General features: G+C 41.1%; 22 protein-coding genes and 2 pseudogenes. 17 read left to right on the plus strand and 7 right to left on the minus strand.

From position 1 onward, the window contains the following. Positions 1–159: 159 nt before the first annotated feature. The 5 genes and pseudogenes from NXV01_RS14090 to NXV01_RS14110 form a co-directional block, all read right to left on the minus strand. On the minus strand, positions 160–1,272 hold the full coding sequence (locus tag NXV01_RS14090) for a helix-turn-helix domain-containing protein (protein ID WP_148366095.1): 1,113 nt from the start codon (positions 1,270–1,272) through the stop codon (positions 160–162). 130 nt (positions 1,273–1,402) lie between these two features. Next, positions 1,403–1,756 (minus strand): DUF1622 domain-containing protein, encoded by a 354-nt coding sequence (locus tag NXV01_RS14095; protein WP_099146399.1) that lies wholly within the window; start codon positions 1,754–1,756, stop codon positions 1,403–1,405. 185 nt (positions 1,757–1,941) lie between these two features. Further along, a pseudogene (locus tag NXV01_RS14100) lies at positions 1,942–2,145 on the minus strand (hypothetical protein); the annotation flags it as partial. Positions 2,146–2,256: 111 nt separating this feature from the next. Next, a complete protein-coding gene (locus NXV01_RS14105; protein ID WP_005677721.1) occupies positions 2,257–3,267 on the minus strand; it encodes a GGGtGRT protein in 1,011 nt (336 codons plus the stop codon). A gap of 19 nt (positions 3,268–3,286) precedes the next feature. Continuing rightward, positions 3,287–3,988, minus strand: coding sequence for an iron-sulfur cluster assembly scaffold protein (locus NXV01_RS14110; protein WP_004296942.1), 702 nt, complete (start codon positions 3,986–3,988; stop codon positions 3,287–3,289). Between the two features lie 238 nt (positions 3,989–4,226). On the opposite strand from NXV01_RS14110, the gene NXV01_RS14115 reads away from it, so the two are divergent. The 9 genes and pseudogenes from NXV01_RS14115 (at position 4,227) to NXV01_RS14155 (ending at position 12,586) form a co-directional block, all read left to right on the plus strand. Beyond that, a complete protein-coding gene (locus NXV01_RS14115) occupies positions 4,227–4,631 on the plus strand; it encodes an HsmA family protein (RefSeq protein ID WP_148366097.1) in 405 nt (134 codons plus the stop codon). A gap of 385 nt (positions 4,632–5,016) precedes the next feature. Continuing rightward, positions 5,017–5,517, plus strand: a complete 501-nt coding sequence (locus NXV01_RS14120) for a DMP19 family protein (protein ID WP_122137680.1) — start codon at positions 5,017–5,019, stop codon at positions 5,515–5,517. Positions 5,518–5,599: 82 nt separating this feature from the next. Next, a complete protein-coding gene (locus NXV01_RS14125; RefSeq protein ID WP_258977544.1) occupies positions 5,600–6,355 on the plus strand; it encodes a hypothetical protein in 756 nt (251 codons plus the stop codon). A gap of 32 nt (positions 6,356–6,387) precedes the next feature. Further along, a complete protein-coding gene (locus tag NXV01_RS14130; protein ID WP_148366102.1) occupies positions 6,388–6,933 on the plus strand; it encodes a Yip1 family protein in 546 nt (181 codons plus the stop codon). A gap of 9 nt (positions 6,934–6,942) precedes the next feature. Further along, positions 6,943–7,395, plus strand: a complete 453-nt coding sequence (gene smpB / locus NXV01_RS14135) for an SsrA-binding protein (protein WP_117937536.1) — start codon at positions 6,943–6,945, stop codon at positions 7,393–7,395. Between the two features lie 89 nt (positions 7,396–7,484). Then, positions 7,485–10,232 (plus strand): methionine synthase, encoded by a 2,748-nt coding sequence (gene metH, locus NXV01_RS14140; RefSeq protein WP_259022723.1) that lies wholly within the window; start codon positions 7,485–7,487, stop codon positions 10,230–10,232. A gap of 11 nt (positions 10,233–10,243) precedes the next feature. After that, positions 10,244–10,843: a nitroreductase family protein gene (locus NXV01_RS14145; protein WP_195649031.1), complete on the plus strand. Its 600-nt coding sequence runs from the start codon at positions 10,244–10,246 to the stop codon at positions 10,841–10,843. Positions 10,844–10,914: 71 nt separating this feature from the next. After that, complete coding sequence (locus NXV01_RS26050) at positions 10,915–11,040, plus strand: symporter small accessory protein (RefSeq protein ID WP_004296931.1); 126 nt, start codon at positions 10,915–10,917, stop codon at positions 11,038–11,040. Then, a pseudogene (locus NXV01_RS14155) lies at positions 11,037–12,586 on the plus strand (sodium:solute symporter). Before NXV01_RS26050 ends, NXV01_RS14155 begins: the two are co-directional and overlap by 4 nt. Positions 12,587–12,650: 64 nt before the next feature. On the opposite strand, the gene NXV01_RS14160 reads toward NXV01_RS14155, so the two are convergent. Together NXV01_RS14160 and udk are read right to left on the minus strand one after the other, a co-directional pair. Beyond that, on the minus strand, positions 12,651–14,042 hold the full coding sequence (locus NXV01_RS14160) for a transglycosylase SLT domain-containing protein (RefSeq protein WP_217721506.1): 1,392 nt from the start codon (positions 14,040–14,042) through the stop codon (positions 12,651–12,653). Positions 14,043–14,059: 17 nt separating this feature from the next. Beyond that, positions 14,060–14,671, minus strand: a complete 612-nt coding sequence (gene udk / locus NXV01_RS14165; RefSeq protein WP_148366109.1) for a uridine kinase — start codon at positions 14,669–14,671, stop codon at positions 14,060–14,062. 108 nt (positions 14,672–14,779) lie between these two features. Here udk and NXV01_RS14170 point away from each other — a divergent pair, with 108 nt between their 5' ends. The 8 genes from NXV01_RS14170 to NXV01_RS14205 all read left to right on the plus strand — a co-directional run bounded on the left by NXV01_RS14170 (position 14,780) and on the right by NXV01_RS14205 (position 26,926). Then, positions 14,780–15,079: a Dabb family protein gene (locus NXV01_RS14170; RefSeq protein ID WP_004296927.1), complete on the plus strand. Its 300-nt coding sequence runs from the start codon at positions 14,780–14,782 to the stop codon at positions 15,077–15,079. Positions 15,080–15,093: 14 nt separating this feature from the next. Then, complete coding sequence (locus NXV01_RS14175) at positions 15,094–17,151, plus strand: cytochrome c biogenesis protein CcdA (RefSeq protein WP_259022724.1); 2,058 nt, start codon at positions 15,094–15,096, stop codon at positions 17,149–17,151. Between the two features lie 150 nt (positions 17,152–17,301). Continuing rightward, positions 17,302–17,904: an RNA polymerase sigma-70 factor gene (locus NXV01_RS14180; RefSeq protein ID WP_099146403.1), complete on the plus strand. Its 603-nt coding sequence runs from the start codon at positions 17,302–17,304 to the stop codon at positions 17,902–17,904. An 86-nt stretch (positions 17,905–17,990) separates the two neighbouring features. Next, entirely contained in the window at positions 17,991–18,980 is a 990-nt protein-coding gene (locus NXV01_RS14185) for a FecR family protein (protein ID WP_195649034.1), read from the plus strand. A 208-nt stretch (positions 18,981–19,188) separates the two neighbouring features. Further along, on the plus strand, positions 19,189–22,632 hold the full coding sequence (locus NXV01_RS14190) for a TonB-dependent receptor (RefSeq protein WP_259022725.1): 3,444 nt from the start codon (positions 19,189–19,191) through the stop codon (positions 22,630–22,632). Positions 22,633–22,654: 22 nt separating this feature from the next. After that, positions 22,655–24,046, plus strand: a complete 1,392-nt coding sequence (locus NXV01_RS14195; RefSeq protein ID WP_258980102.1) for a RagB/SusD family nutrient uptake outer membrane protein — start codon at positions 22,655–22,657, stop codon at positions 24,044–24,046. Between the two features lie 27 nt (positions 24,047–24,073). Continuing rightward, positions 24,074–26,038, plus strand: coding sequence for a PQQ-binding-like beta-propeller repeat protein (locus NXV01_RS14200; protein WP_259022726.1), 1,965 nt, complete (start codon positions 24,074–24,076; stop codon positions 26,036–26,038). Positions 26,039–26,044: 6 nt separating this feature from the next. Continuing rightward, on the plus strand, positions 26,045–26,926 hold the full coding sequence (locus NXV01_RS14205) for a sugar phosphate isomerase/epimerase (protein WP_259011423.1): 882 nt from the start codon (positions 26,045–26,047) through the stop codon (positions 26,924–26,926).

Raw genomic sequence — 26,926 nt, forward strand, 5'->3', positions numbered from 1 at the left:
TTATCTTGGTATCTGATTAATCTGTTGATGATGTGAACGTCGTAGTTTTATTTTGCATCAAAAGTAATGGATTGCTTTTAGCTACAAAAATAAAAAGTGTCTCATTCCTGAAATGAGACACTTTTACTAGTAAGAATTATGCTTTTAAAAAAAAGGAATTTATTGCTTTACTCTTTGACTATCAATGAATTTGCTGGGTGATACACCATACTTTTCTGAAAAGTTACGATAGAAAGTTGCCCGGGAGGTGAAACCGCATGCAAACATCAGTTCTTTTACATTACTCTTTGGATTTTCGGCGGCTAGCTGTCTGAAATATTCCAGTCGAAGATAATTAATGTATTCCCGGAAACCTGTAAAACCCCGACTTTTGATTGCTGCTGAAATATCGTGTTCTTGTTTATTCAGAGCTTTGGCTAAAAGTTCTATATTATACCGTTGATCGGTATAGGGATGCTGTTCCTGAAGATAGGTTTCAATCGTTAAGAAGAGCGGGAGAGGAGGAGATGATTTTCCGGCTTGTGGCATTATGGGGCTTTCCGTATTCTTTGCGTTATGAATCATGTTTATATGGTTCGAAAACGGGTTCTCGTAACGTAAATATTGTATGGAGAATAAGACCGTAAAAACGATTGCCATAATGCCGAACAGGTTGAAAACAAATTCATTGATATTTAGAGTGAACAAGATGTATATCCCTAAAAATACGAATAGAAAACCGATGAATAGATACATGTTATTATTTATCCTGCGGTAGGTCTTGTTATTCATCATAGGATAAATAAGAAGAACGAGCGGGGTAAAAACGGATAACAGGAATATGCAAACCCTAAGCTTGACATCTATTAGATGGATATTCGGAATAATTTCATCCATGGAGTGGATGGGAGTGATATTCCCATTGAAGCTTAAATAGCTGATTCCTACGGTTATCGTAATAATGGGTAATAATAGAAAAGTAAATATTCTGAAATGGTTCAGATAGCCCGGCGATAAAGAAGCGATAGGGAACAGGGCTACAATATTTGCTAAAGCATACCATTTGAGCATTTTCTCAATGTTGAGCAATTCTGTGAAGTTGTATTCCGGAGTGTCTGTGACAATTGTCAGCCATCCGATATTTTCCCATGAAAACATAATACCGATGCCGGTAGCTATAATTCCCCAATATAATTTCGGATAATTATCTTTGGCGCGTATGATAAGGATGATTCCTATAATTAACGCAATCAGATCAAGTGTAAGCTCAATAGATAGATGTGTAATTCCCATTTTTTTTGACGTGTTTCTATTCCTTGCCAGTCAGTGTGTAAATGTTTCCCGTACAAAGGTAGGTAAAATAGAAATATCAGGCAATAAAAAAGGACGTGGCTTTGAAGAAACTTAGTTGTGCGGTAATATGCTATATTTCTTTCGCTGAATCATTTTCGGCCAATTCTTTGATCTCTTTATTCAAAAATACAGAAAGCACAGTTCTCACTATGACTACTCCACCTAGGATTGCCAATTCGTCCAACGTCGGATCAACCACTGTTTTTAGTATGTCGGAAGCAATTAGAAACTCCAATCCAAGCAAAAGGTAAGTACCAAAATCCGCCCTCAACTGTCGTATATTGTTAACCGTATATGTTCCGTTGAATCGTTTTATCTCATTGCGTAAAAAGGCAATGAAGCAGACTAATACTCCGTAAGTGACAATTAGCAGACTAATAACACTGATAATAGTGGCAAGTGTATTTAAGAATGTGAGTAGCATTGTTGTATAATGTTTTAGTATCTGTTATGTAAACAGGCGAAGTCGTACAAAAGTTCTCGAATTAGCTACATTATTTGCTCTTGCAGGTTTATATTAAGTTATATCTGTTGATGAATGGAGATGTATACCTATTCAAAAGGGAATGTGGTTGTAAATAACGGAAAGGCTACCTTTGATCTTAATTCTTATAATGGGTATAGTGCTGATTTCTTAAATGTTCTTAATCTTATTTGCGTATCAATGAAATATAAGTCACCATCAATACCATATAATACATTGTTAGGGACAGCGTCAAAGATTTTGTATTGTTCATTATGGAATTCATCTATATAGTCCATTTCAAAACCAAGTGCTTCCATATATTCAGCTATTTCATCTTCTGTAGCCTTAAATAATGTCTGGAATGAAGTGTTTGTAACTGCCATCTATTACAAGTTACTACAAAAAAACTCCTGCAATCGCAAGGACTACAGGAGTTTATCTATATAAAGTAATCTGAATTACTTGCTTAAAGCCTGAGCTACATCAACCGCACAAGCTACTGTACAACCTACCATCGGGTTGTTACCAATTCCCAGGAATCCCATCATTTCTACGTGAGCAGGAACTGATGAAGAACCGGCGAATTGAGCGTCACTGTGCATACGACCCATCGTGTCAGTCATACCATAAGAAGCAGGACCGGCAGCCATGTTATCCGGGTGAAGAGTACGACCTGTACCACCACCAGAAGCAACTGAGAAATAAGGTTTGCCAGCAAGAACACGTTCTTTCTTGTAAGTTCCTGCAACTGGGTGTTGGAAACGGGTCGGGTTAGTAGAGTTACCTGTGATAGATACGTCTACACCTTCTTTCCACATGATAGCTACACCTTCACGAACGTCGTCAGCACCATAACATTTTACTTTTGCACGAGGACCGTCAGAATAAGCGATTTCGCGAACAACTTTCAGTTCACCTGTGAAGTAATCGAATTGAGTCTGAACATAAGTAAAGCCGTTGATACGAGAGATGATCTGAGCAGCGTCTTTTCCAAGACCGTTCAGGATGCAACGCAACGGCTCTTTACGTACTTTGTCTGCTTTTGCAGCGATTTTGATAGCACCTTCAGCAGCAGCGAAAGATTCGTGACCTGCCAGGAAAGCGAAACATTTAGTTTCTTCGCGCAGCAACATAGCAGCCAGGTTACCATGACCGATACCAACCTTACGGTCGTCAGCTACAGAACCCGGGATACAGAATGCTTGCAAACCGATACCGATAGCTTCAGCAGCTTCAGCAGCGTTTGTGCAGTTCTTCTTAAGAGCGATAGCAGTACCTACTACATAAGCCCATTTTGCATTTTCAAAGCAGATAGGCTGAGTTTCTTCACACGTTTTATAAGGATCAAGTCCGGCAGCTTCGCAGATAGCGTTAGCTTCTTCGATGTCTTTGATGCCGTTAGCGTTCAAGGCTTCAATGATACCTTTGATACGACGGTCTTGGCTTTCGAATTTTACTTCTCTAATCATAGTTTCTTTCCTCCTTATATTATTCGTGACGTGGATCAATAGATTTAACTGCTCCCTGTTCTGCTGTTACGCGTCCATAAGTACCTGTAACTTTCTTCAAAGCTTCGTTAGCATCAGTACCTTTCTTGATTTCGTCCATGAACTTACCCATGTGTACGAATTCGTATCCGCAGATTTCGTCGTTCTTGTCCAAGAAGATTTGTTTGATATAACCTTCTGCCATTTCAAGGTAACGAGGACCTTTAGCCAAAGTACCATAAAGAGTACCTACCTGGCTACGCAGACCTTTACCCAAGTCTTCCAAACCTGCACCGATAATCAAACCACCTTCAGAGAAAGCTGATTGAGTACGTCCGTATACGATTTGCAAGAAAAGTTCGCGCATTGCAGTATTGATAGCGTCGCAAACAAGGTCAGTGTTTAATGCTTCAAGAACTGTTTTACCCGGAAGGATTTCAGAAGCCATAGCAGCTGAGTGAGTCATACCAGAGCAACCGATTGTCTCGATCAAGGCTTCCTGGATGATACCTTCTTTAACGTTCAGTGTCAGTTTACAAGCACCTTGTTGAGGAGCGCACCAACCGATACCGTGTGTCAAACCAGAAATATCAACGATTTCTTTAGATTTTACCCATTTGCCTTCTTCGGGTATGGGAGCCGGTCCATGGTTAGGACCCTTCTTTACAACACACATGTGTTCCACTTCGTGTGAATAAGTCATAATTAGCTCTTTTTTTAAGTGATATAATTAAAAATACGTAGTCACGATTCTCTAAATCGCCCACAAAGGTAGTCGATTTATTTGTTTCTGCAAATCGCCTTTTATTACTTTTTTGTGAAAAGAGACAAATCTGTTTCCGTTTTTTCTTCGTTTGTAAAGTCGGGATTGCATTTGTGAAAGATTGAAGCTGGGAGAACTATCTATTCTTTGCTTTGTTGTTATTAGAAAACGAAAATTTATGGAACTGAATCAAGTAGATATACATTATTTAATAGGGGCAATTTGCGTTATTTCATCTGCGCTTATTTTTTATACGATAGGTGTTTGGGGCGAACGTATTCAAAAGAAATTGAAGTTTTGGCATATCATTTTCTTCCTTCTCGGTTTGCTTGCCGATACGGTTGGCACAAGCCTGATGGAGCACATCGCCGAACTGACTCATCTACATGACGAAATTCATACGGTGACGGGAACTATTGCTATTCTTCTAATGTTTGTGCATGCTTCGTGGGCAATATGGACTTATGTAAAGGGATCACCTAAAGCTAAAAAGCATTTTAATCGTTTCAGTATTGTGGTTTGGTGCATTTGGCTCATACCTTATTTAATAGGTGTGTATCTGGGGATGCATTTACATGCATGATAAGCTGCCTGAATAGGGGCATATATTCATAAATAAACTAGCAATATCCCTGTCGGCCGTCTATTGTTGGCTAGCTGGACAACTCCTGTTGTCTGATCGGATGACTGGAATTGACTATATGGTCGACTATAGTCGGCCGATGTTATATAGCCATTTTCGCTATATAATGAGACTGTGAAATGCATATATTGTGAAGGTGTGAATGGTGTGAATACCGTATTTTATTTGATTAGTTCACCGGAAGCACCTGTAAATGAGTTGATATGCGTCTTGTGAAAGACGTGAAGAGTGGATAATGAAGTTAAGATAGGTAAGATTGTGCAAGGATTATCACCAGATGTAGAATAAAATTCGTAGCTTTGCCACATAATTTATAAGAAAGATTATGATCGAAGTTGTAGAATCTGCATTGCAAAAGGCAGCGGGTGAAGGAATGGATGAATTCATCCAAGTGTTTACTGATAAATATAAGGAAGTGATTGGTGGTGAATTGACTGCTGATACGATGCCTTTGCTCACTGGCGAGCAACATTCTTTGCTGGCATATCAGATTTTTCGTGATGAAATAATGGTTGGCGGTTTTTGCCAATTAATTCAGAACGGCTATGGTGGATATATCTTTGATAATCCGTTTGCGAAAGTGATGCGTTTATGGGGGGCAGAAGAATTCTCTAAATTAGTCTATAAGGCTAAGAAAATCTTTGATGCCAACCGGAAAGACTTGGAGAAGGAACGGACAGATGATGAATTTATGGCTATGTATGAGCAATATGAAGCTTTCGATGAACTGGAAGAGACTTATTTGGAAATGGAAGAACAAGTTACAGCATTGATTGCGAGTTATGTGGATGATCACTTAGAGCTTTTTGCAAAAATAATAAAGTAATGGATGCAGTATTTTTTAAGTCCTTGCATTTATTAATTATGAATTAGAATTTATATCTTTGCAAAATCTAAAAAATATGTTTATGAAACAGATGAAATTTTTCTTGGTGGCTTTGATGGCTGTGGTTATGGGTGTGTCGGTTACTTCATGTATGAATGGAGATGATAATAATGGACCGCGGACTTTGAGTGTCATTGCAAAACTGGATTCTTATGGTAGTAATTTTAAAATGATAGATGGAACTAAATTGGTTCCTACTGACCCTACTAGCATTATGCTTTTGAATTCAGGAATGTATATTGTTAATGGTCAGTATAATATAGAAGATGTGAATGTTAATGCTGCTTCTATAACTTTTACATTGACTTCAACTCCTACCAATATTGATGGACCGAGCGTAACTTCTACACCTGATGATGCTGATGCAACAATGTATGCTTTGAATTATGAGAATACATATTATCCTTATTTTTTTGATAAGAATACATTAATTCTTCCTGCAATGTTTCATTTTAAAAACTCATCAGTATCAACTGAGTTAGAAGCAGAGTTGAAGAAACATAAATTTATTATCTCATACGATGCGGAAAAAGTTGCTGAAGGTGGTGAAACTTTAGATTTATATGTGAACCACATTATTACTGAAGATAAAGACGAAACTCGTACATCTTATACTGTAAGTTATCAGGCTTATGATTTATCATCGGTATTGTATCACTTCACAAATCTGAAAAAGATTATAGTACATGCTCAAGTAAATACTTCGTCTAATAAATTGGATAATTCTAGTACAAGGGAAGAAAAATTTGAAATAGATTATTCAAAGATCGTACAATAACATTGAACTACAAAGAACTATTTAACATCGCAATGAAATTGATTTCCTCTCCGGCCAAGGCCTGGGAGGAAATTTCTATGGAAGAGGATAGGCGAAAAGTATATATGACTTTTGTCTATCCTATGATTGGTTTATGCGGTCTGTCCGTGTTCGTCGGTTCACTATTGACGAATGGATGGGGTGGCCCGCAAAGTTTCCAGATAGCTATGACTAACTGTTGTGCTGTAGCTGTAGCCCTGTTCGGTGGCTATTTTCTGGCGGCTTATGCCATGAATGAAATGGGAACAAGAATGTTTGGTATGCATAGCAATATGCCATTGACACAACAGTTTGCAGGATATGCATTAGTTGTGCCTTTCCTGCTTCAGATAGTAACCGGACTATTACCTGATTTTAGAATTATTGCTTGGTTGCTGCAGTTCTACATCGTCTATGTGGTATGGGAGGGAGTTCCTGTATTGATGGGAGTAGAAGAAAAACAACGATTAAAATACACCCTTTTGTCGTCTGTATTGTTAATACTATGTCCGGCGGTGATACAGATTGTATTTAATAGACTGACGGCCATACTTAATTAATGAGTGAAGATGAAACAACCTTCTGTAAATATAAAGAATAAACGGGCTACGTTTGATTACGAGCTGATAGATACCTACACAGCAGGTATTGTGTTGACCGGTACGGAAATAAAATCCATTCGTTTGGGAAAAGCCAGTCTGGTAGATACGTTTTGCTATTTTACGAAAGGCGAATTGTGGGTGAAGAATATGCACATCGCCGAATATTTCTATGGATCGTACAATAATCATACGGCACGTAGAGAGAGGAAGTTGTTGCTTAGTAAAAAAGAATTGGAAAAACTTCAGCGGGAGATGAAAAATCCCGGTTTTACGATTGTCCCTGTACGCTTGTTTATCAATGAGAAAGGTTTGGCGAAACTGGTCATAGCTTTGGCGAAAGGTAAGAAAGAGTATGATAAACGGGAATCTATTAAGGAGAAAGACGACCGTAGAGATATGGCAAGAATGTTTAAGCGGTAAGTAAAAAGCGCTATAAGATAAAACGCCGGACTACGAGAAGTCTGGCAGATGTTGGCAGAGTGGTAATTAGGTATTAATGTGATAGGGTAATGAAAAAGACAATTTCTCAGATCGTATCCGAGCGCATCCTTATTCTGGATGGGGCAATGGGTACAATGATTCAACAATATAATCTCAAGGAAGAAGATTTTCGTGGTGAACGCTTTGCGCATATTTCCGGACAGCTGAAAGGGAATAATGACTTATTGTGTCTGACACGTCCCGACGTGATTCAGGATATTCATCGTAAATACCTGGAAGCGGGTGCGGATATCATCGAGACCAATACATTTAGTTCGACCACAGTTTCTATGGCTGATTATCACGTAGAAGAATACGTGCGCGAGATGAATCTTGCAGCCGTAAAACTAGCACGTGACCTTGCTGACGAGTATACAGCCAAGAATCCCGATAAACCACGTTTTGTGGCCGGTTCCGTAGGACCTACCAACAAAACCTGCTCAATGAGCCCGGACGTAAACAACCCGGCTTATCGTGCTTTGAGTTACGACGAACTGGCTGCATCCTATCAGCAACAAATGGAAGCAATGCTCGAAGGTGGGGTAGACGCCATTCTGATAGAGACAATCTTTGATACCCTAAATGCCAAAGCTGCAATTTTTGCTGCCGAACAAGCCATGAAAGTGACAGGTGTGGAAGTGCCGATCATGTTATCTGTAACAGTGTCTGATATTGGCGGACGAACATTGTCCGGACAAACATTGGATGCACTTCTGGCTTCTGTGCAACATGCCAATATCTTTTCTGTCGGTTTGAACTGTTCATTCGGTGCCCGGCAGCTAAAACCATTCCTGGAACAGCTGGCATCCCGTGCACCTTATTATATTAGTGCCTATCCGAATGCCGGATTACCGAATAGTCTGGGTAAGTATGACCAGACACCTGCGGATATGGCTCACGAAGTGAGAGAATATATTGAAGAAGGATTAGTCAATATTATTGGTGGCTGTTGTGGTACGACAGATGCTTATATTGCTGAATATCCCGCCCTTATAGAAGGAGCTGAACCACACGTTCCTGCCTCTGCGCCGGATTGTATGTGGCTCTCCGGACTTGAACTGCTGGAAGTGAAGCCGGAAATAAACTTTGTGAATGTCGGCGAACGTTGCAACGTAGCCGGTTCGCGCAAGTTCCTTCGTCTCATCAATGAAAAGAAATATGATGAAGCCCTTTCTATCGCCCGCCAACAAGTGGAGGACGGTGCTTTAGTGATTGACATCAATATGGACGATGGATTGTTGGAGGCAAAGACAGAGATGACTACTTTCCTGAATCTTATCATGTCCGAACCCGAAATAGCCCGTGTTCCGATTATGATCGATTCTTCCAAATGGGAAGTTATTGAAGCCGGACTGAAGTGTCTTCAGGGTAAGTCAATCGTCAACTCTATTTCTTTGAAAGAGGGAGAGGAAGTTTTCCTTGAACATGCCCGAATCATCCGGCAATATGGAGCCGCTGCTGTAGTTATGGCGTTCGACGAGAAAGGACAGGCAGATACAGCCGCCCGTAAAATCGAAGTATGCCAACGGGCTTACCGTCTTTTGGTTGATAAAATCGGTTTTAATCCTCACGATATTATTTTTGACCCCAATGTGCTTGCCGTAGCTACGGGGATTGAAGAACATAATAACTATGCTGTAGATTTTATTGAAGCTACCGCTTGGATAAAGAAAAATCTCCCCGGTGCACATATCAGCGGAGGAGTCAGCAACCTTTCTTTCTCTTTCCGTGGTAACAATTATATTCGTGAGGCCATGCATGCAGTGTTCCTTTATCATGCCATCCAGCAAGGAATGGACATGGGGATTGTGAATCCGGGAACTTCCGTATTGTACACTGATATTCCGGCTGATGTCTTGGAAAAGATAGAAGATGTTGTTTTAAACCGTCGTCCGGATGCAGCTGAACGTTTGATAGAACTAGCAGAATCTCTGAAAGCAAACATGAGCGAAACTGCCGGACAGCCGGCTGTCAAGCAAGACGCATGGAGAGAAGGAACTGTTCAGGAACGTTTGAAGTATGCCTTGATGAAAGGAATCGGAGATTTTCTGGAACAGGACTTGGCAGAAGCTTTGCCTCTTTACGATAAAGCAGTCGATGTAATTGAAGGACCGCTGATGGATGGAATGAACCATGTTGGTGAACTGTTTGGTGCCGGCAAAATGTTTCTTCCCCAAGTTGTAAAGACTGCCCGTACCATGAAGAAAGCTGTAGCTATCTTGCAGCCGATTATTGAATCGGAAAAAGTAGCAGGAAGTGCTTCGGCAGGTAAAGTGTTACTGGCAACGGTGAAAGGAGATGTGCACGATATCGGAAAAAACATTGTAGCTGTAGTGATGGCCTGCAATGGTTATGATATTGTGGATTTAGGAGTAATGGTTCCCGCAGAAACCATTGTCCAGCGGGCTATTGAAGAAAAGGTCGATATGATCGGGTTGAGTGGACTGATTACTCCATCTCTGGAAGAAATGGCTCACGTAGCTGCTGAACTCGAAAAAGCGGGGTTGGATATTCCTCTTCTGATTGGTGGTGCCACTACATCGAAGATGCATACTGCATTAAAGATTGCCCCTGTCTATCATGCTCCGGTAGTACACCTGAAAGATGCTTCCCAAAATGCAGGCGTTGCTTCCAAATTGCTCAACCCGCAGGCAAAAGCCGAACTGGTGAATGAATTGGAGGCTGAATATCAAGCACTTCGTGAAAAGAGTGGGCTGATGAAGCGTGAAACTGTTTCGCTGGAAGAAGCACAGAAAAATAAGTTGAACCTGTTTTAAACATTGTCACAATGAAAAAGATTTTCTCTTTCTTATATCTGATTGTAGTAATCACTGTTATGACCTCCTGTTCTTCTGCAAAAGAAGAAAAAGGAACATCCGGAACCGGAAATGCTGTTTTGGATAATATTTTCGAGCGCAAAAGTGTGCGTGCTTATCTGAATAAAGGAGTAGAGAAAGAGAAAATCGACTTGATGCTTCGTGCCGGAATGGCTGCTCCTACGGGTAGGGATATCCGTCCATGGGAGTTCGTAGTAGTATCCGATCGTGCCAAACTGGATTCAATGGCAGCAGCACTTCCTTATGCCAAAATGCTGACGCAAGCCCGTAACGCCATCATCGTTTGTGGAGATTCTGTACGCTCGTCATATTGGTATTTAGATTGCTCCGCAGCAGCACAGAATATTTTGCTGGCTGCTGAAAGTCTGGGATTGGGTGCTGTATGGACAGCGGCCTATCCTTACGAAGACCGTATGCAAGTAGTGCGTAAATATACTAACCTGCCCGATAATATTCTTCCACTTTGTGTCATCCCTTTTGGCTATCCGGCTACAAAAGAGAACCCGAAACAGAAATTTGACGAGAAAAAGATACATTATAATCAGTATTAGTAAACAAAAGTTTTGTCTTTTCAATAATTTCCTTACATTTGCGTCCAAATTGATTAAAATCTGATACGCAAATGTTTGGAATAGACGACCCTTTTATTATTCTGCCTTACCTACTTTCGGTGGTATGTGTGATTTTTGCTGCTTGGTTTGGGCTGAAATATTGGAATAAGGACGACGAAAAAGACGAAACCCGATGAATACATTTACTCTTGGACTAATTGTGGTAGCTTATCTGCTGTCACTGGCCTACCTCGGCTTTTTGGGATATAAGAAAACGACGAATAGCAGTGACTATTTGGTAGGCGGACGTCAGATGAATCCTATCGTAATGGCACTTTCTTATGGTGCTACGTTTATTTCCGCATCTGCTATTGTAGGTTTTGGAGGAGTGGCGGCTGCTTTTGGAATGGGTATTCAGTGGCTCTGTTTCCTCAATATGTTCGTAGGGGTGGTTATAGCTTTTATCTTTTTCGGTTTGCGCACCCGGCGTATGGGGGTGAAGCTGAATGTGAGTACTTTCCCTCAATTACTAGGCCGTCATTTCCGCTCCCGTAATATACAGGTATTTATTGCTGCTGTTATTTTCATCGGAATGCCGCTTTATGCAGCGGTTGTAATGAAAGGTGGAGCCGTATTCATCGAACAGATTTTCCAGATTGATTTCAATATCTCTTTGTTGATATTTACATTGGTCATTGCTGCTTATGTTATAGCGGGGGAATGAAAGGGGTAATGTATACGGATGCTTTGCAGGGCGTTATTATGTTTGCTTGTATGCTGTTTCTGTTATTCTCTCTATATCAGGTGCTCGGCATGGGCTTTACCGAAGCTAATAAAGAATTGACTGCCATTGCTCCGCTAGTTCCGGAAAAGTTTAAAGCGCTGGGACATCAAGGATGGACTACAATGCCTATCACAGGTTCTTCACAATGGTATTCGCTGGTAACTTCTCTCATTTTAGGAGTAGGAATCGGCTGTCTTGCACAGCCGCAGTTGGTGGTTCGCTTTATGACCGTGGAGAGTAGCAAGCAGTTGAACCGTGGTGTATTTATCGGTTGTTTCTTTCTGATTATAACAGTAGGAGCTATCTATCATGCCGGAGCGTTGAGTAATCTTTTCTTCCTGAAAACAGAAGGAGCGGTTGCTACCGAAGTTGTGCAGGATATTGATAAGATAATTCCATATTTTATTAATAAAGCGATGCCCGACTGGTTTGCCGCACTCTTTATGTTGTGCATCCTTTCAGCCAGTATGTCTACGCTAAGTTCGCAGTTCCATACGATGGGGGCTTCGGTAGGTTCTGATATTTACGGAACTTATAAACCCCGTTCACGGAATAAACTTACCAATGTGATCCGTCTGGGCGTATTGTTCTCTATCCTGGTCAGCTATATTATTTGTTATATGTTGCCTCATGATATTATAGCCCGCGGAACTTCTATCTTTATGGGAATTTGTGCAGCCGCTTTTCTTCCGGCTTATTTCTGTGCTTTATATTGGAAGAAAGCTACTAAACAAGGCGTCATGGCAAGTCTTTGGGTGGGAACAATCGGCAGTCTGTTTGCTCTTGTGTTTCTTCATCAGAAAGAATCTGCATCATTGGGTATCTGTAAAGCGTTATTCGGACGGGATGTGTTGATTACCACTTATCCTTTCCCTGTGATTGACCCGATATTATTTGCCTTACCATTATCTGTATTGGCTATTGTCGTAATCAGTCTGATGAGTAAAAATAAGTATTAGGTATTAAGTATTAGCCGTAGCTTCTGATACGTTTATCCGCATGGCTTAATACCTAATACTTATTTCAAGCTTTTATTTTCTTTTTGTAGGATTCGTAGCGCGACATAATATCTCGAACGAAATTGTAAGTCTCGATGCCACGGAAATATCCGTTTTTGCAGACAGGATCGTTGAAGTATTCTTGATTGCTTTTAAGCAAGATGAAGTTTTCTACATTATCTTTCCATACTAATTTGTTCTTCCCGTATTTTTCGGCTAGTGCCATTGCATCATATATATGTCCCAAACCGGCATTATAAGATGCCAGGATAAAGTTGAGCCGCTCCTGTTTGTCGGGAATCATGCTGAAACTCCGGTCGGTGGCGGTAATATATTTGATAGCTGCTTTCACACTTTCCTCCGGATTCTGCTCTTTGCCGGGAGGTACTCCCATTGCACGTGCAGTGGCAGGCATCAACTGCATGAGTCCTTTGGCGCCTGCCCAAGATACAGCTGTGGTATCGAAATTGGATTCTGTATACGCTAATGATGCAAGCATACGCCAATCCCATCCGATATCTTTGGAATACTTTTTGAATAAATGGTCATAATGGGATATCTTTCCTTCTTTTAAGGAGAGGATAGGAGAGTGCGGCATCATTTTACTATTCTCAAAATAACGTTTCATACTGGCTGTGTAAGCAGGAGAAGTCATGTTTTCCTGATGCCATTGGGTAGCGGCGGCTGCCAGTTCGGGACTGTCTTTTCGTACCGCCCATGAAGACCGTTGATCGAAACTGATGGACAGATCGATATTTAAATTGGGATAGTAGGTCTTGTTAAGTTTGGCTAAATCATTGTCGGCCACCGTATATGGAATTTTTCCTTGCGCTACTTGCGTAATCAAGTCCTCAATAGTGATACTGTCATTGGTGACTTCATGAATCCGGATACCTCCTCCTAATTCACTGTTCAGATTGACGAGGCGGTCATAATATTTCCCCGGTTTTACGTATATATCTTTTCCGACCAGTTCGGTTACATCTTCCAACGGCTTCTGTTTTCCTCTCCCTTGCTGAACAATTACCTGGTGAGTAATTACATCTTCGCCACAATAAAGAAGACTGTCTTTCCATTCTTTGGTGATTGGCAGATTATAGGCAATCATGTCTCCTTCGCCTGCCAATAATTTTTGGATCATTTCGTTGACGCTGTTGGCTACTTCAATCCTAAGTTTTAGTCCCAGACTTTTAGCAAACTGTTCACTAAGTTCATACTGGAACCCCATTTCTTGTCCCCGGTAAATGAAATAGGAAGTAGAACTATATAATGTCAATACAACGAGTTCGCCACTATCTTTTATTTGTGGAAGATCACGCGCTGTCTCATCCATCTTGTTATGATGCTTATTCCGGCATCCGAGCATACAACAAAATAGAATAAGAAATAAAGGAATACTCAGTGTCTTGACATTCATTTCTTAATTTTTAATTTTTAATTCTTAAGGTGCTTCTTGATGTACATGGTCAGTATATCAATAGCTACCTTATTACTGCCTCCTTCGGGTACAATAAGGTCGGCATATCGTTTGCAAGGTTCGATAAATTGCAGGTGCATAGGTTTTAAAACCCGTGTATAACGTTCCATTACAGCTTCGGCAGTACGTCCGCGCTCAATGACATCTCTTTGGATGACACGTATCAGGCGTTCGTCGGGATCGGCATCAACAAATATTTTGAGGTCCATCATATTGCGCAGCTTTTTATCACATAAGGCAAGGATTCCTTCAATGATAACCACTTCACGAGGTTCGATATGAATCGTTTCGGGCTGACGCGTACATGTGAGATAAGAATAAGTGGGCTGTTCAATACTCTTTCCTTCTTTCAGCATCATGACATGCTTGGAAAGCAGACTCCATTCAAAAGCATCCGGATGGTCAAAATTGATATTCTGGCGTTCTTCAACCGGGACATGACTACTGTCTTTGTAGTATGAATCCTGTGGTAAGAGTACTACCTCTCCTGCGGGGAGGCTTTCTATAATTTTCCGTACGACGGTGGTCTTTCCGGAACCCGTTCCGCCTGCTATTCCTATAATTAACATCTCTTTAAGTGTATATTTGAACCAAATAGAGTATTTTTGCATTACTATTAATGTGGTAAACACATTAACAAGACAAATATAGAAACAATTCATTAAAATAACAACGTAATGGTAAAACACATTGTATTATTTAAGTTAAAAGACGAAGTTCCTGCTGAAGAGAAACTGGAAGTCATGACTAAATTCAAGGAAGCGATAGAAGCTCTTCCTGCTAAAATTTCTGTAATTCGCAAAGTAGAGGTCGGATTGAATATGAATCCTGGTGAAACATGGAATATTGCGCTTTACAGTGAGTTTGATACACTAGAAGATGTTAAATTCTACGCAACACATCCCGACCACGTGGCTGCCGGAAAGATTCTGGCTGAAACGAAGGAAAGCCGTGCGTGCGTAGACTATGAATTATAAACCCCAAGATAAAGATGAGAAAAATAATCTCTTTCCTGCTTTTAAGCTTTGCTGTATATGCATTGCAAGCGCAGATCAAAGATCCGGTAAAGTTTAAAACAGAGCTGACACCTCTCTCCGATACGGAGGCAGAGGTGGTGTTTACAGCTACCATAGATAAAGGTTGGCATGTTTATTCTACTGATCTGGGAGATGGCGGTCCTATTTCCGCAACATTCAATGTTGATAATAAGTCGGGTGTCGAGCTTGTTGGCAAGCTGAAGCCTGTAGGCAAAGAAGTATCTACTTTCGATAAATTGTTCGAAATGAAGGTACGCTATTTCGAGAACACAGCAAAGTTTGTGCAGAAAGTAAAATTTACGGGTGGAGCTTACGCAATCGAAGGTTATCTGGAATACGGAGCTTGTGATGACGAGAGTTGTCTGCCTCCTACTCAAGTGCCGTTCAAGTATTCCGGAGTAGCAAAAGCCGGAAATGCCGCTGCAACGAAAACAGAGCAACCGGAGCAAAAGGCAGCGGATAAGCAAAAAGAAGAACCCGTTCCTGCTGCTGCGAAGGATTCTTCTGCGATGATGGAGCTGGTGTCTGCAACTACAACCGAAGCTGCTACGGATATTCAGCCTGCTGTAGCATCGGGTGATCTTTGGAAACCGGTAATCAGTGATTTACAAGCCTTAGGAGAAGAGCATGGCCAGGAAGACATGTCCTGGATATATATATTCATAACAGGTTTTCTGGGTGGATTATTGGCATTGTTTACCCCTTGTGTATGGCCGATTATTCCAATGACAGTCAGTTTCTTCTTAAAACGTAGTAAAGACAAAAAGAAAGGAATTCGTGATGCGTGGACATACGGTGCATCTATCATAGTGATTTATGTGGCATTGGGCTTGGCTATTACTTTGATTTTCGGAGCCAGTGCATTAAACGCTTTATCTACCAATGCTATTTTCAACATTCTCTTCTTCCTGATGCTGGTGATTTTTGCTGCTTCATTCTTTGGAGCGTTTGAAATCAGGCTGCCGTCGAAGTGGGGAAATGCGGTAGATAGCAAGGCTGAATCTACGACCGGATTGCTAAGTATTTTCCTGATGGCTTTCACGCTTTCGTTGGTATCTTTCTCTTGTACAGGTCCGATTATCGGGTTCCTGCTGGTACAGGTATCTACAACAGGAAGCGTAGTTGCTCCGGCAATCGGTATGTTAGGATTTGCCATTGCTTTGGCGTTGCCGTTCACACTCTTCGCCCTGTTCCCGTCTTGGCTGAAATCGATGCCGAAGTCCGGCGGATGGATGAATGTTATCAAGGTTACGCTGGGTTTCCTCGAATTGGCATTTGCACTTAAATTCTTGTCAGTTGCTGATTTGGCTTATGGTTGGAGATTGCTTGACCGCGAAACATTCCTGGCTTTATGGATTGTCATCTTTGCTTTGCTTGGATTCTACCTGTTGGGCAAGATCAAATTCCCGCACGATGACGATGATAATAAGGTGGGAGTCACCCGCTTCTTTATGGCGTTAATCTCTTTAGCATTTGCCGTATATATGGTTCCCGGTTTGTGGGGAGCGCCATTGAAAGCCGTATCTGCATTTGCTCCGCCTATGCAGACGCAAGATTTCAATCTGCATAAGAATGATGTACACGCGAAATTCGATGACTATGATTTAGGAATGGAATATGCCCGTCTGAATGGAAAACCGGTTATGCTCGACTTTACCGGATATGGTTGTGTAAACTGCCGTAAGATGGAGGCAGCGGTATGGACTGACCCGAAAGTGAGTGATTTGATTAATAACGACTACGTATTGATTACACTTTATGTAGATAATAAAACTCCGTTGACCGAACCCGTGAAGATTATCGAAAACGGTACAGAACGTACCTTGCGTACTGTAGGCGATAAATGGAGCTATCTGCAACGTGTGAAATTCGGAGCTAATGCCCAGCCTTTCTATGTATTGCTGGACAATCAGGGTAAACCGTTGAATAAGTCGTATGCTTATAACGAAGATATTCCTAAGTATATTGAATTCTTACAGACCGGATTGGAGAATTATAAGAAAGGGAAATAACGATTGCTCTGATAATGTCTGGTCTTGAATAATGGATAAATAAAAGCGGTCTCATCGAAACGGTGAGACCGCTTTTATTTTTTTATTTCAGAAAAAATACATACGTTTGTAACATCATAACAATACCTTTGTGCCCAAAATAAAGAAAATATGTACGCAACAGACACTCTTATAGATGATCGGGAATTAGTTCTTCGCCTGATAGACGGAGATGAAGAGGCCTTTTGCGAACTTTATGCCGCTTATAAGAATCGTTTGCTCTACTTTGCTCTGAAATTCGTCAAGTCGCGTGAATTTGCGGAAGATATTTTCCAGGATGCATTTACAGTAGTCTGGCAAACCCGTCGTTTCATCAATCCCGAAGCCTCTTTCTCTTCCTATCTTTATACTATTGTGCGTAATCGTATTTTGAATCAATTGCGGGACATGGCTAATGAAGATCAGCTGAAAGAACAGATTCTTTCTCAAGCGATTGATTCAACGAACGAAACGAATAATCATGTTCTGCTCAATGATTTGAAAGAGATTATTGCCCGTGCGTTGGAGCAATTAACGCCCCGCCAGCGTGAGGTATTCAAAATGAGCCGTGAACTTCAGATGTCTCATAAAGAAATAGCCGAAGCATTGGGTGTTTCTGTTCATACGGTGCAAGAACATATTTCTCTTTCTCTAAAAGTGATTCGTTCCTATTTGACTAAATATTCAAGTACATCAGCCGATGTACTTTTGATTCTATTGTGCTTGAATTTATAATAAATGTTAATCATACCCTAGCTCTTTCTTACTTTTGTGTATTACTTATACAAAGGGAAGGAAATTAATATCCTTATTTTGAATATATGATGAAAGATACTAAGACAGAAAAAGATAAATTGCATCGCTACTTGGATGATCTTTATACCCGGGAAGATGCTTCACAGTTATTGCAAAGTATTAAGGATTCAGAAAACCAAGATATATTGGACGAACTGGCAGCAGAGGTTTGGGAAGAATCCGGGAATCTGCAACCTGGTAATGATTTGGAGCGGGAGAAATATAAGAGAGAAGCACGCCAATTGCTGAAGCGTATTGAACACAAAAAACGTACATGGTTCCGCCGGGCTTCTGTGGTGGCAGTCAGTACAGCGGCTGTAATAGCCATTATCATAGGGAGTGTCAACTTTTTCCGGTATATGAATGCACAACAGGTCACACTGGCTGAAATCACCACTTCCTTTGGTGAGAAAAGACAAGTGACTTTGCCGGACGGAACTCTTTTGGTTCTGAACTCTTGTTCGCAAGTGCGTTATCCGGATCGTTTTGTTGGAGATCTCCGTGAAGTGGAACTTGAAGGTGAGGGATATTTCCGTGTTGCCCGCAATGAAAAGATGCCATTTATTGTGAGGACGAAGCGGCTGGATGTTCAGGTGTTAGGTACCCGATTTGATGTAAAATCCTATTCAACAGATGAAATAGTGTCTGTGAGTGTGGAGAGTGGTAAGGTACAGGTTGATTTACCGGAAGCGATGATGAGGCTGACTGCTAAAGAACAGGTGCTTATCAATACTGTTTCCGGAGAATATAGTAAGAAAACGGAGGATAGGGGAGTGGCTGTCTGGATGAAAGGCGGGTTACGTTTTTACAGTACACCTATCCGCGACGTGGCAAAGGAACTGGAACGGGTATATAATTGCCGGATTACTTTTGCTTCCGGTCAGGATTTCAACAACTTGATTACCGGCGAACATGATAACAAGAGTTTGGAAGCGGTACTTAAATCCATTGAATTTATCAGCGGTGATATCAAATATAAGAAAGAGGGCATCCATGTGCTTCTTTATAAAGAATGAGATGAATAATAGATAATGTTTAACCTTTTAAAAAATAATAGATGAAAACAGCTCCTTCATGAACCTCCCCAAAATGATAGAAGCACTCCAAAGGAATGCCTCTATCCGCAATCCGGACGGATATTCATAAGCTTCGACCCAAATGAATAACGTATCGCGCATTGCTTGTTTTTAATAACTTTAGTCAATTACTAAAACGCACAAATTTATGAATAATCTTCTTATTTGTAAAGGGATAAGTAAAAATAGCTGTTCGTTTTTAGCTTTTTTACTATTCACCTTCATTTTAATAGCTCCGGCTGCTGCTCAGACATTGAAAGAGCATGATATTACGCTTCGTGTGCAAAACGAGCCGGTAGAGAGTGTTTTCAATAAAATCAGCAAACAGACTAATTTTAAGTTTCTCTATGATCAGGAGACGGTGAACAAGGCTCCGAGAGTTTCTTTCGACATTAAAAATGCTTCATTAAAACAGATTCTGGGAGAAATTACTTCCCAGGCCAAGCTTTATTTCAACAGGACCGATCATACAATTGCTGTCAGCAAACAACCGCTTAAGAAAGAAGAAACTGCTCAACGTACACGTACTATACAAGGTATTGTTGCAGATGATAAAGGAGAACCGGTGATTGGTGCCAGTGTGCAGATTAAGGGAGAGGGTAGTGGTACGATTACCGATATCGACGGACGTTATTCAATCATGAATGTACCGGAGTCTGCAACATTGACCATCTCTTATATTGGATATAAAACGGTAAATATCTCTGCAAAGGATAAAAATACGGCGAAAATCACGTTGGTAGAAGATAGTAAGATGATTGATGAGGTAGTAGTGGTGGGATATGGAGTGCAGAGGAAAAGAGACGTCTCTACTTCTATTTCTTCCGTGAAAGCTGAACAAATTGCAGACGTTTCTGCTTCAGACTTTCGTCAGGCGTTGGCGGGTAAGATGCCGGGGGTACAGGTTACACAGCCAAGTGGTGATCCGGAGGGAAGTGTAAGTATCCGTGTTCGTGGTATCAGTACGGTTAATGCCGGTAGTGATCCTCTTTATATTATTGATGGCGTGCCGGTAGAACGTGGATTTGCCAATCTGAATAATAATGATGTCGAATCTGTGGAAGTTTTGAAAGATGCTTCGTCGGCAGCTATTTATGGTAGTCGCGGTTCCAACGGTGTCATTATTATCACGACCAAGCAGGGACAGTCGGAAAAGATGAAAGTGCAGTATGATGGATATTATGGCATCCAGAGTGTTTCGAAGAAACTTTCAATGATGAATGCATATCAGTTTGCCGAATTTGCAAAGGATGGTCATGACAACGCTTATCTGGATGCTAATCCCGGAGGGTCACCGGATGATCCGAACGGAATGCGCCCGAACTCATGGGAACGTATTCCTACCGAACTCTTTCCCTATCTGAATGGTGATAAGGGGTTGACGGATACGGATTGGCAAGATGCTATTTTTCGTACTGCTGCTACTACCAGCCACAATGTTTCTATTTCCGGCAGAGGAAAAACAGTCGGCTATTTCATTTCTGCCAACTATTATGATAAAGAGGGTATTATAATTAATTCCGACTTTAAGAAATATAGTATGCGTATGAATTTGGACGGGAAATATAAAAGACTGAAATTCGGTCTGAATTTCTCGCCTTCCTATTCTACTTCCAATCGGGTAGATGCTTCCGGATCTAATGGTATTGTGCAATCGGCATTGATGATGCCTCCGGTATGGCCGGTGTATAATGCGGATGGCAGCTATAATTATCAGGGAAACGGCTATTGGAGAATTGGAAATGACTATCAGCATAATGCCGTATTGAACCCGGTAGCTATGGCAAACTTACAATCGGATGTCGTAGACCGTATGGCGATTGTCGGAAAAGTTTTTGCTGAATTGGAATTGTATAAAGGGCTTACCTATAACATTTCTTTTGGTGGCGATTATTACGGTTCGCATAATGACCAATATCGTTCTTCGGAACTTCCTTTATTGGGACAGAAGTATTATGATGTAAAGTCAAATCCGACAGCCTACAGTTCATCAGGTTTTTATTTCAACTGGTTGGTGGAGAATAAAATCAATTATAACACAACGATTAAGGATGCTCATTTTATCAATGTGGTCTTAGTACAGTCGGCTCAAAAAGAGACATATAAAGGAGATAATGTGACGGCAACCGATTTCCCGAACGACTATATACAAACAATTTCCGGAGGTACGGTGACGAAAGGTGCATCTGATAAAACCCAATGGACGATTGCTTCTTATCTGGCACGTATGCAGTACAGTTATAAAGGTAAATATATGGCTTCGGCAGCTATTCGTGCAGACGGTTCTTCCCGTTTTGGAAAGAACAATCGGTGGGGATATTTTCCTTCAGCTTCTTTGGCGTGGAGAATAAGCGGAGAAGACTTCTTTACGAAGGCTAGGTATCTGTCGTTTGTTGATGATTTGAAGTTAAGAGCGAGTTATGGAGTGACCGGTAACTTCCAGATTGGCAATTATGATCATTTGTCTCTGATGGCTTTGGATAATTATGTGCTTGGTACAGGAAACGGACAATTAGTGAATGGTTACAAGCCAAGTACCATAAAGAATGAAGATTTGAGTTGGGAAAAGAATGCGATGGTGAATGTGGGCATCGATTTACAGATGTTCAAAGGATTGCTGGGACTGACTGTGGATTATTATAATACCAATACCTCTAATATGTTATTGAATGTACCGGTTCCCCACCTGACCGGATATAGCACTGCATTGATGAATATCGGTAAAGTGAATAATAGGGGATGGGAAGTTGCCTTGACCTCACAGAAGAATATAACTAAAGATTTCGGTTATTCGTTCAATGCCAATTATGCCACTAATACGAACGAAGTGAAGGCACTCGGTCCGGGTAATGCTCCTATCATATCTACCGGTAGCGTAGATCATGCTTATTACATAACGAAAGTCGGTGAACCCATCGGATGTTATTATCTGTTGGTGCAGGATGGAATTTTCTCCAATGAAGAAGAATTAAAAAAGTATCCTCATTTCAGCAATACCCAGCCGGGAGATTTCCGCTTTGTGGATGTCGACGGGGATGGAGTGATGGACTTGGATAAAGACCGTACGATCGTAGGTAACTATATGCCCGATTTTACTTATGGGTTTGGTGGTAAAGTCTGGTTTAAGGGATTTGACCTTGATTTTAATTTTCAAGGAGTATATGGTAATGAGATTCTGAATCTGAATCGTCGTTACATTGATAATCTGGAAGGTAATACCAATGGCACCACTATAGCCTTGAACCGTTGGAAAAGTCCGGAAGATCCGGGAAACGGTCAGGTGAACCGCGCCAATCGTAAGTCAAAGGGGTATAATGGCCGTACTTCAACTTGGCATCTGGAAGATGGTTCTTATCTGCGATTGCAGAATGTGACGCTAGGATATACCTTGCCGAAGAATCTGACTCAACGCTTTTTCGTGGAAAAATTGAGAGTTTACGTTTCTGGACAAAATTTATGGACTTCGACTAATTATAGCGGATATAATCCGGAAGTAAATGCACGTCCGAGTAATTCTCTTTCACCGGGTGAGGACTATGGAACTTATCCATTGGCTAAAACATTCTTGTTTGGGCTGAATATAACACTTTAATCATCCTTTAAATACACGTTATATGAAAAAATATAAACTAATACTATTCCTGTCAACTGCTTTTTTATCAGTTGCTTGTACAGATAGTTTCTTTGATTTGGAACCGAGTAGCAGTGTTCCTACTGACAAGGTATATAAGACAGCGGAAGATTTTAATGTAGCCGTGATAGGATGTTATTCCAAATTGCAGACACAAGTTTCCTATTTTACAGAGTGTTGTGAATATCGGAGTGATAATCTGACATTGAGTGCGCCCACCGCCGGAACTCAAGACCGTTATGATATCGATCAGTTTGCAGATAAAGCCTCTAACGGAATTCTGGAAGATGCTTGGGCGAACTTTAATAATGGAGTCTATCGTTGCAATCTTGTATTAGATAGAATTGATGAGGCCAACTTCGATGCGACTCTGAAAAAACAATATAAAGGCGAAGCTCTTTTCATCCGTGCCCTTACTTATTTTAATATGTATCGTTTGTGGGGAGGGATACCGATGACTAATAAGGTAGTGACAGTGGCTGAAGCTCTTAAAATCGGGCGCAGTTCCGATCAACAGGTTTATGATTTTCTTGTCGGTGATTTGAATCAGGTTATTAATGAAAATATGTTGCCGTCTTCTTATACAAGTGCCGATATGGGACGTGTGACTTCCGGTGCTGCAATGGCATTGCTCGGCAAGATTTACCTGACTTTCCATAAATGGACGGAAGCCCGCAATGTGCTATCCCAACTAGTGGGTCGGTATTCTTTAATGACTACCCCCGAACAGGTGTTTGACGTGAACAATAAAATGAATGATGAGATTATTTTTGCTGTTCGCTTTAATAAAGATGTCGAAGGAGAAGGACATGGATATTGGTTCTCTATTATTAACCTGACTGATGATACCAATCAGACAAAGTCTCTGAAAGAGTGCTACAAAGAGGGAGATAAGCGCAAAGATCTGATTACCTATGTAAAGGTGGAAGATAAAGTATGCGTGATGAATAAATTTAAAGATGTCAAAAGTGCGACCTATAATACGGTCGGTAATGACCAGATTATTCTCCGTTATGCCGATGTGTTGTTGATGTACGCCGAAGCTTTGAATGAAATCAGTTATAGTAATTTGCAGAATTCAGAAGCTATGGTTGCTTTGAATGCCGTACATACCCGTGCCGGATTGTCTCCGCTTCAGATAACAGAGCTTCCCGATCAGGATAGTTTCCGTAAAGCGATTATGTTGGAACGTCAACAGGAGTTTCCTTATGAGGGACAGCGTTGGTTCGATTTGGTACGTATGGGAGGTGCTAAGGAGGCTATGAAAGCAGAAGGACATATTATTCAGGACTATCAATTCCTGTATCCTATTCCAAAAACGGAGTTGGAAAGAATAAACAACACAGAACTGTTGTGGCAGAATACGGGATATTAATAGGATTAAACTAAAAGAAATCAAACGATGAAAAAAATACTATATAGCTTGTTGTTTATTTTCACGGTAGTCTTTACTGCTTGTGAAGAAGATCTGCCAAAGGCAAGTTTCGATTTATATGAACTGAAGTCACTAACGGCAACAGCCGGAGATATGAATGTGACTCTTTCCTGGGAAGCATACGAGAATGCCCGTCCGAATGAATATTTGATTCTTTGGACTTCCGGATCATCAGAAGCGGAAGGAGGCGAGATGACTGTGGATGCAAAAACAATGACTGCCACTATCAATAATCTGGTGAATGATGTTGCTTACACTTTTTCTGTGCAACCTCGTTATGCAGGAGGATTGGCCAGCAAAACTACTGCTGCCTGTACACCGAAGAATGCAAGATATCCGATTTCTGATCTGACGGCAGCAGCCGGCAATGAAAGAGTGCGTTTGAGATGGACGAAACCTGCAAGTGAACGTTTCACTCGCTATCAGGTTACCGTGAATCCCGGTAATCAGATTATCAATCTGGATGATACTTCATTGGAGGAATACATCGTTGATGGTTTGACTAACGATCAGGAATATACATTCAATGTAGTCTGTGTTTATCCTACAGGCAATTCTATTGCGGTGGAAACTTCTGCTACTCCTGGGTTGATCTATCCTATTCTTGCTAGTACGGAACTGGTTGTGTGGGAACCTTCTACCTTTGCTTATAACGATATGTATTTCATGACTGGTGAAGTGAAATCGGTAAGTTGGGATTTTGGTGATGGTACGACATCAGGAGAAAACAATCCGGTACATGCTTTTGCTACTACCGGTACTTATACAGTGGCCGTAACGGTGACTTATGTTAATAATACCACCGAGTCGGGCAGTCTGACTGTCACGGTCGGCAATTATAAATGGAATTCTGTCGATTTGAACTTCGGTGGGCTTACCGGATATGTAAAGACCTCCAATCCGGTGTTCTCTCCGGATGGAAAAACAATGTATATCCCGACATCTACTCCTGCAGGTCATTTGTTTGCTATTGATGTAGTGAGCGGTGAATTCAAGTGGGTGTTTGCTATCAGTCAGATAACCTATGGTGGAGGTGCGTTGGTGGCTCCTGATGGTACAATCTATCAGTGTGTAAGAAATGCCGCTATTAATAATGTATATGCTATTAATCCGAATGGAACTCAAAAGTGGGCAGTAAAATTGGATGCTGCGATAGGAGCTTTTCCTGCATTGTCGGTCGATGGTATTCTTTACTGTCTCACCAATAAGAGTACGCTGTATGCGTTGGATGCATCCAGTGGTGCTATTAAATGGCAACAATCACTTGACGGAGCAACTGGTAGTGCTGTGGCTATCGATAAAGCCGGAAATGTTTATGCAGGTACAAGTGCTGCTATTTATGCTTTTAAACCGAATAAGGATCAGATATGGAAATTGGAAGAAGTAAATGTGACGGAACAGGCTACGTTTGCTTTGAAGGAGCAGGTGCTTTATGCGACTTTGAAAGGGGGCGGACTTGTTGCTGTTGATATGACAAACGGGACAAAGAAATGGACGTATCCGACTACGAAAGGGGATGCTTATTTCCCGATTGCTGATAAAAATGGCAATGTCTATTTTACGGAAAAAGGATCGCAGACTGTTCATGCAGTAAATGCCGCCGGATCTAAAATCTGGGAGAAAAATGTGGGTAATAATTTGAATTACAGTGGAGGTGCTTTGAGTACGGATGGTATTCTTTATGTAGGTACCCAATCGAATAACAAAGTGCTGGGACTCGATATTACTAATGGCAACATTGTTTTTGAAGAGACTGTGGGGCAACAGGTCATGGCAGCTGTTACCATCGGTCCGGACAAACGGCTTTATTGCGGAACAATCGGATCTAATAATATCGGTTCAGTAAAGGCTTTTGCTGTCAATAAGACATTAGCAACAGACTCATGGAGTATTCGTGGTGGTGATATTCAAGGTACAAACCGTCAAAAGTAAGCGATAATGAGAGTTTCTGTTTTTATCTTATTTATGGCGATGACAATGGGTTTATATGCACAGAAATATAAAGTAGGTACGACTACAGCTTTGTGGAAAGTACCTGCTTCCACAGACTTTTCTCAAGCCCGGTCTGTGGGGGTGGAGTATGTGGAAGTAGCATTTAACCAGTGTTATAGAGGAGTTCCGGCAGGTGAAGTCATCCCTCGTATCCGGGATATGAAAGCAAAAATTGATAGTGCCGGTATCAAGGTCTGGTCTATACATCTTCCTTTCTCACGCACGTTGGACATATCGGTGCTGGATGAAAAGAAAAGGAAAGAAAATGTAGATTTTATGGCGGAGATGATTGGACAGTGCGCTCAATTTCAGCCGAAGTGTTTAGTGTTGCATCCTAGTTCCGAACCTATCGCTGACAGTATTCGGGCACAAAGAATAGCTAACGCTTCCAGGTCTATCGCTTATCTGAAAAAATATGCGGATCAAATAGGAGCACAGTTGTGCATCGAAAATCTGCCGAGAACTTGTTTGGGTAATACTCCTGAAGAGCTTTTGGAGATAATCAAAGATATTCCGGGTGTGAAGGTTTGTTTTGATACCAATCATTATACTAAAGGGACGACAGAGCATTTTGTAGAAACTGTTGGTGAACGTATAGGTACTATACATGCCTCGGACTTTGACTTTGTCAACGAGTGTCACTGGCTTCCTACACAAGGTGACATTCAATGGGGAAAGTTAATGCATGCACTCGAAGGAATCGGCTATGAAGGGGTTTTCATGTATGAAGCTACCAAAGACCATGAAAACGGCAACACGCGTCCGACACCGGAACGGGTGGTTGAGACTTTCAATAAAATAATTAATGACTATAAAAATCAGAAATAA

Origin of the sequence: Bacteroides sp. BFG-606 (genome assembly GCF_024788145.1) — a bacterium.
Taxonomy (GTDB): domain Bacteria; phylum Bacteroidota; class Bacteroidia; order Bacteroidales; family Bacteroidaceae; genus Bacteroides; species Bacteroides vicugnae.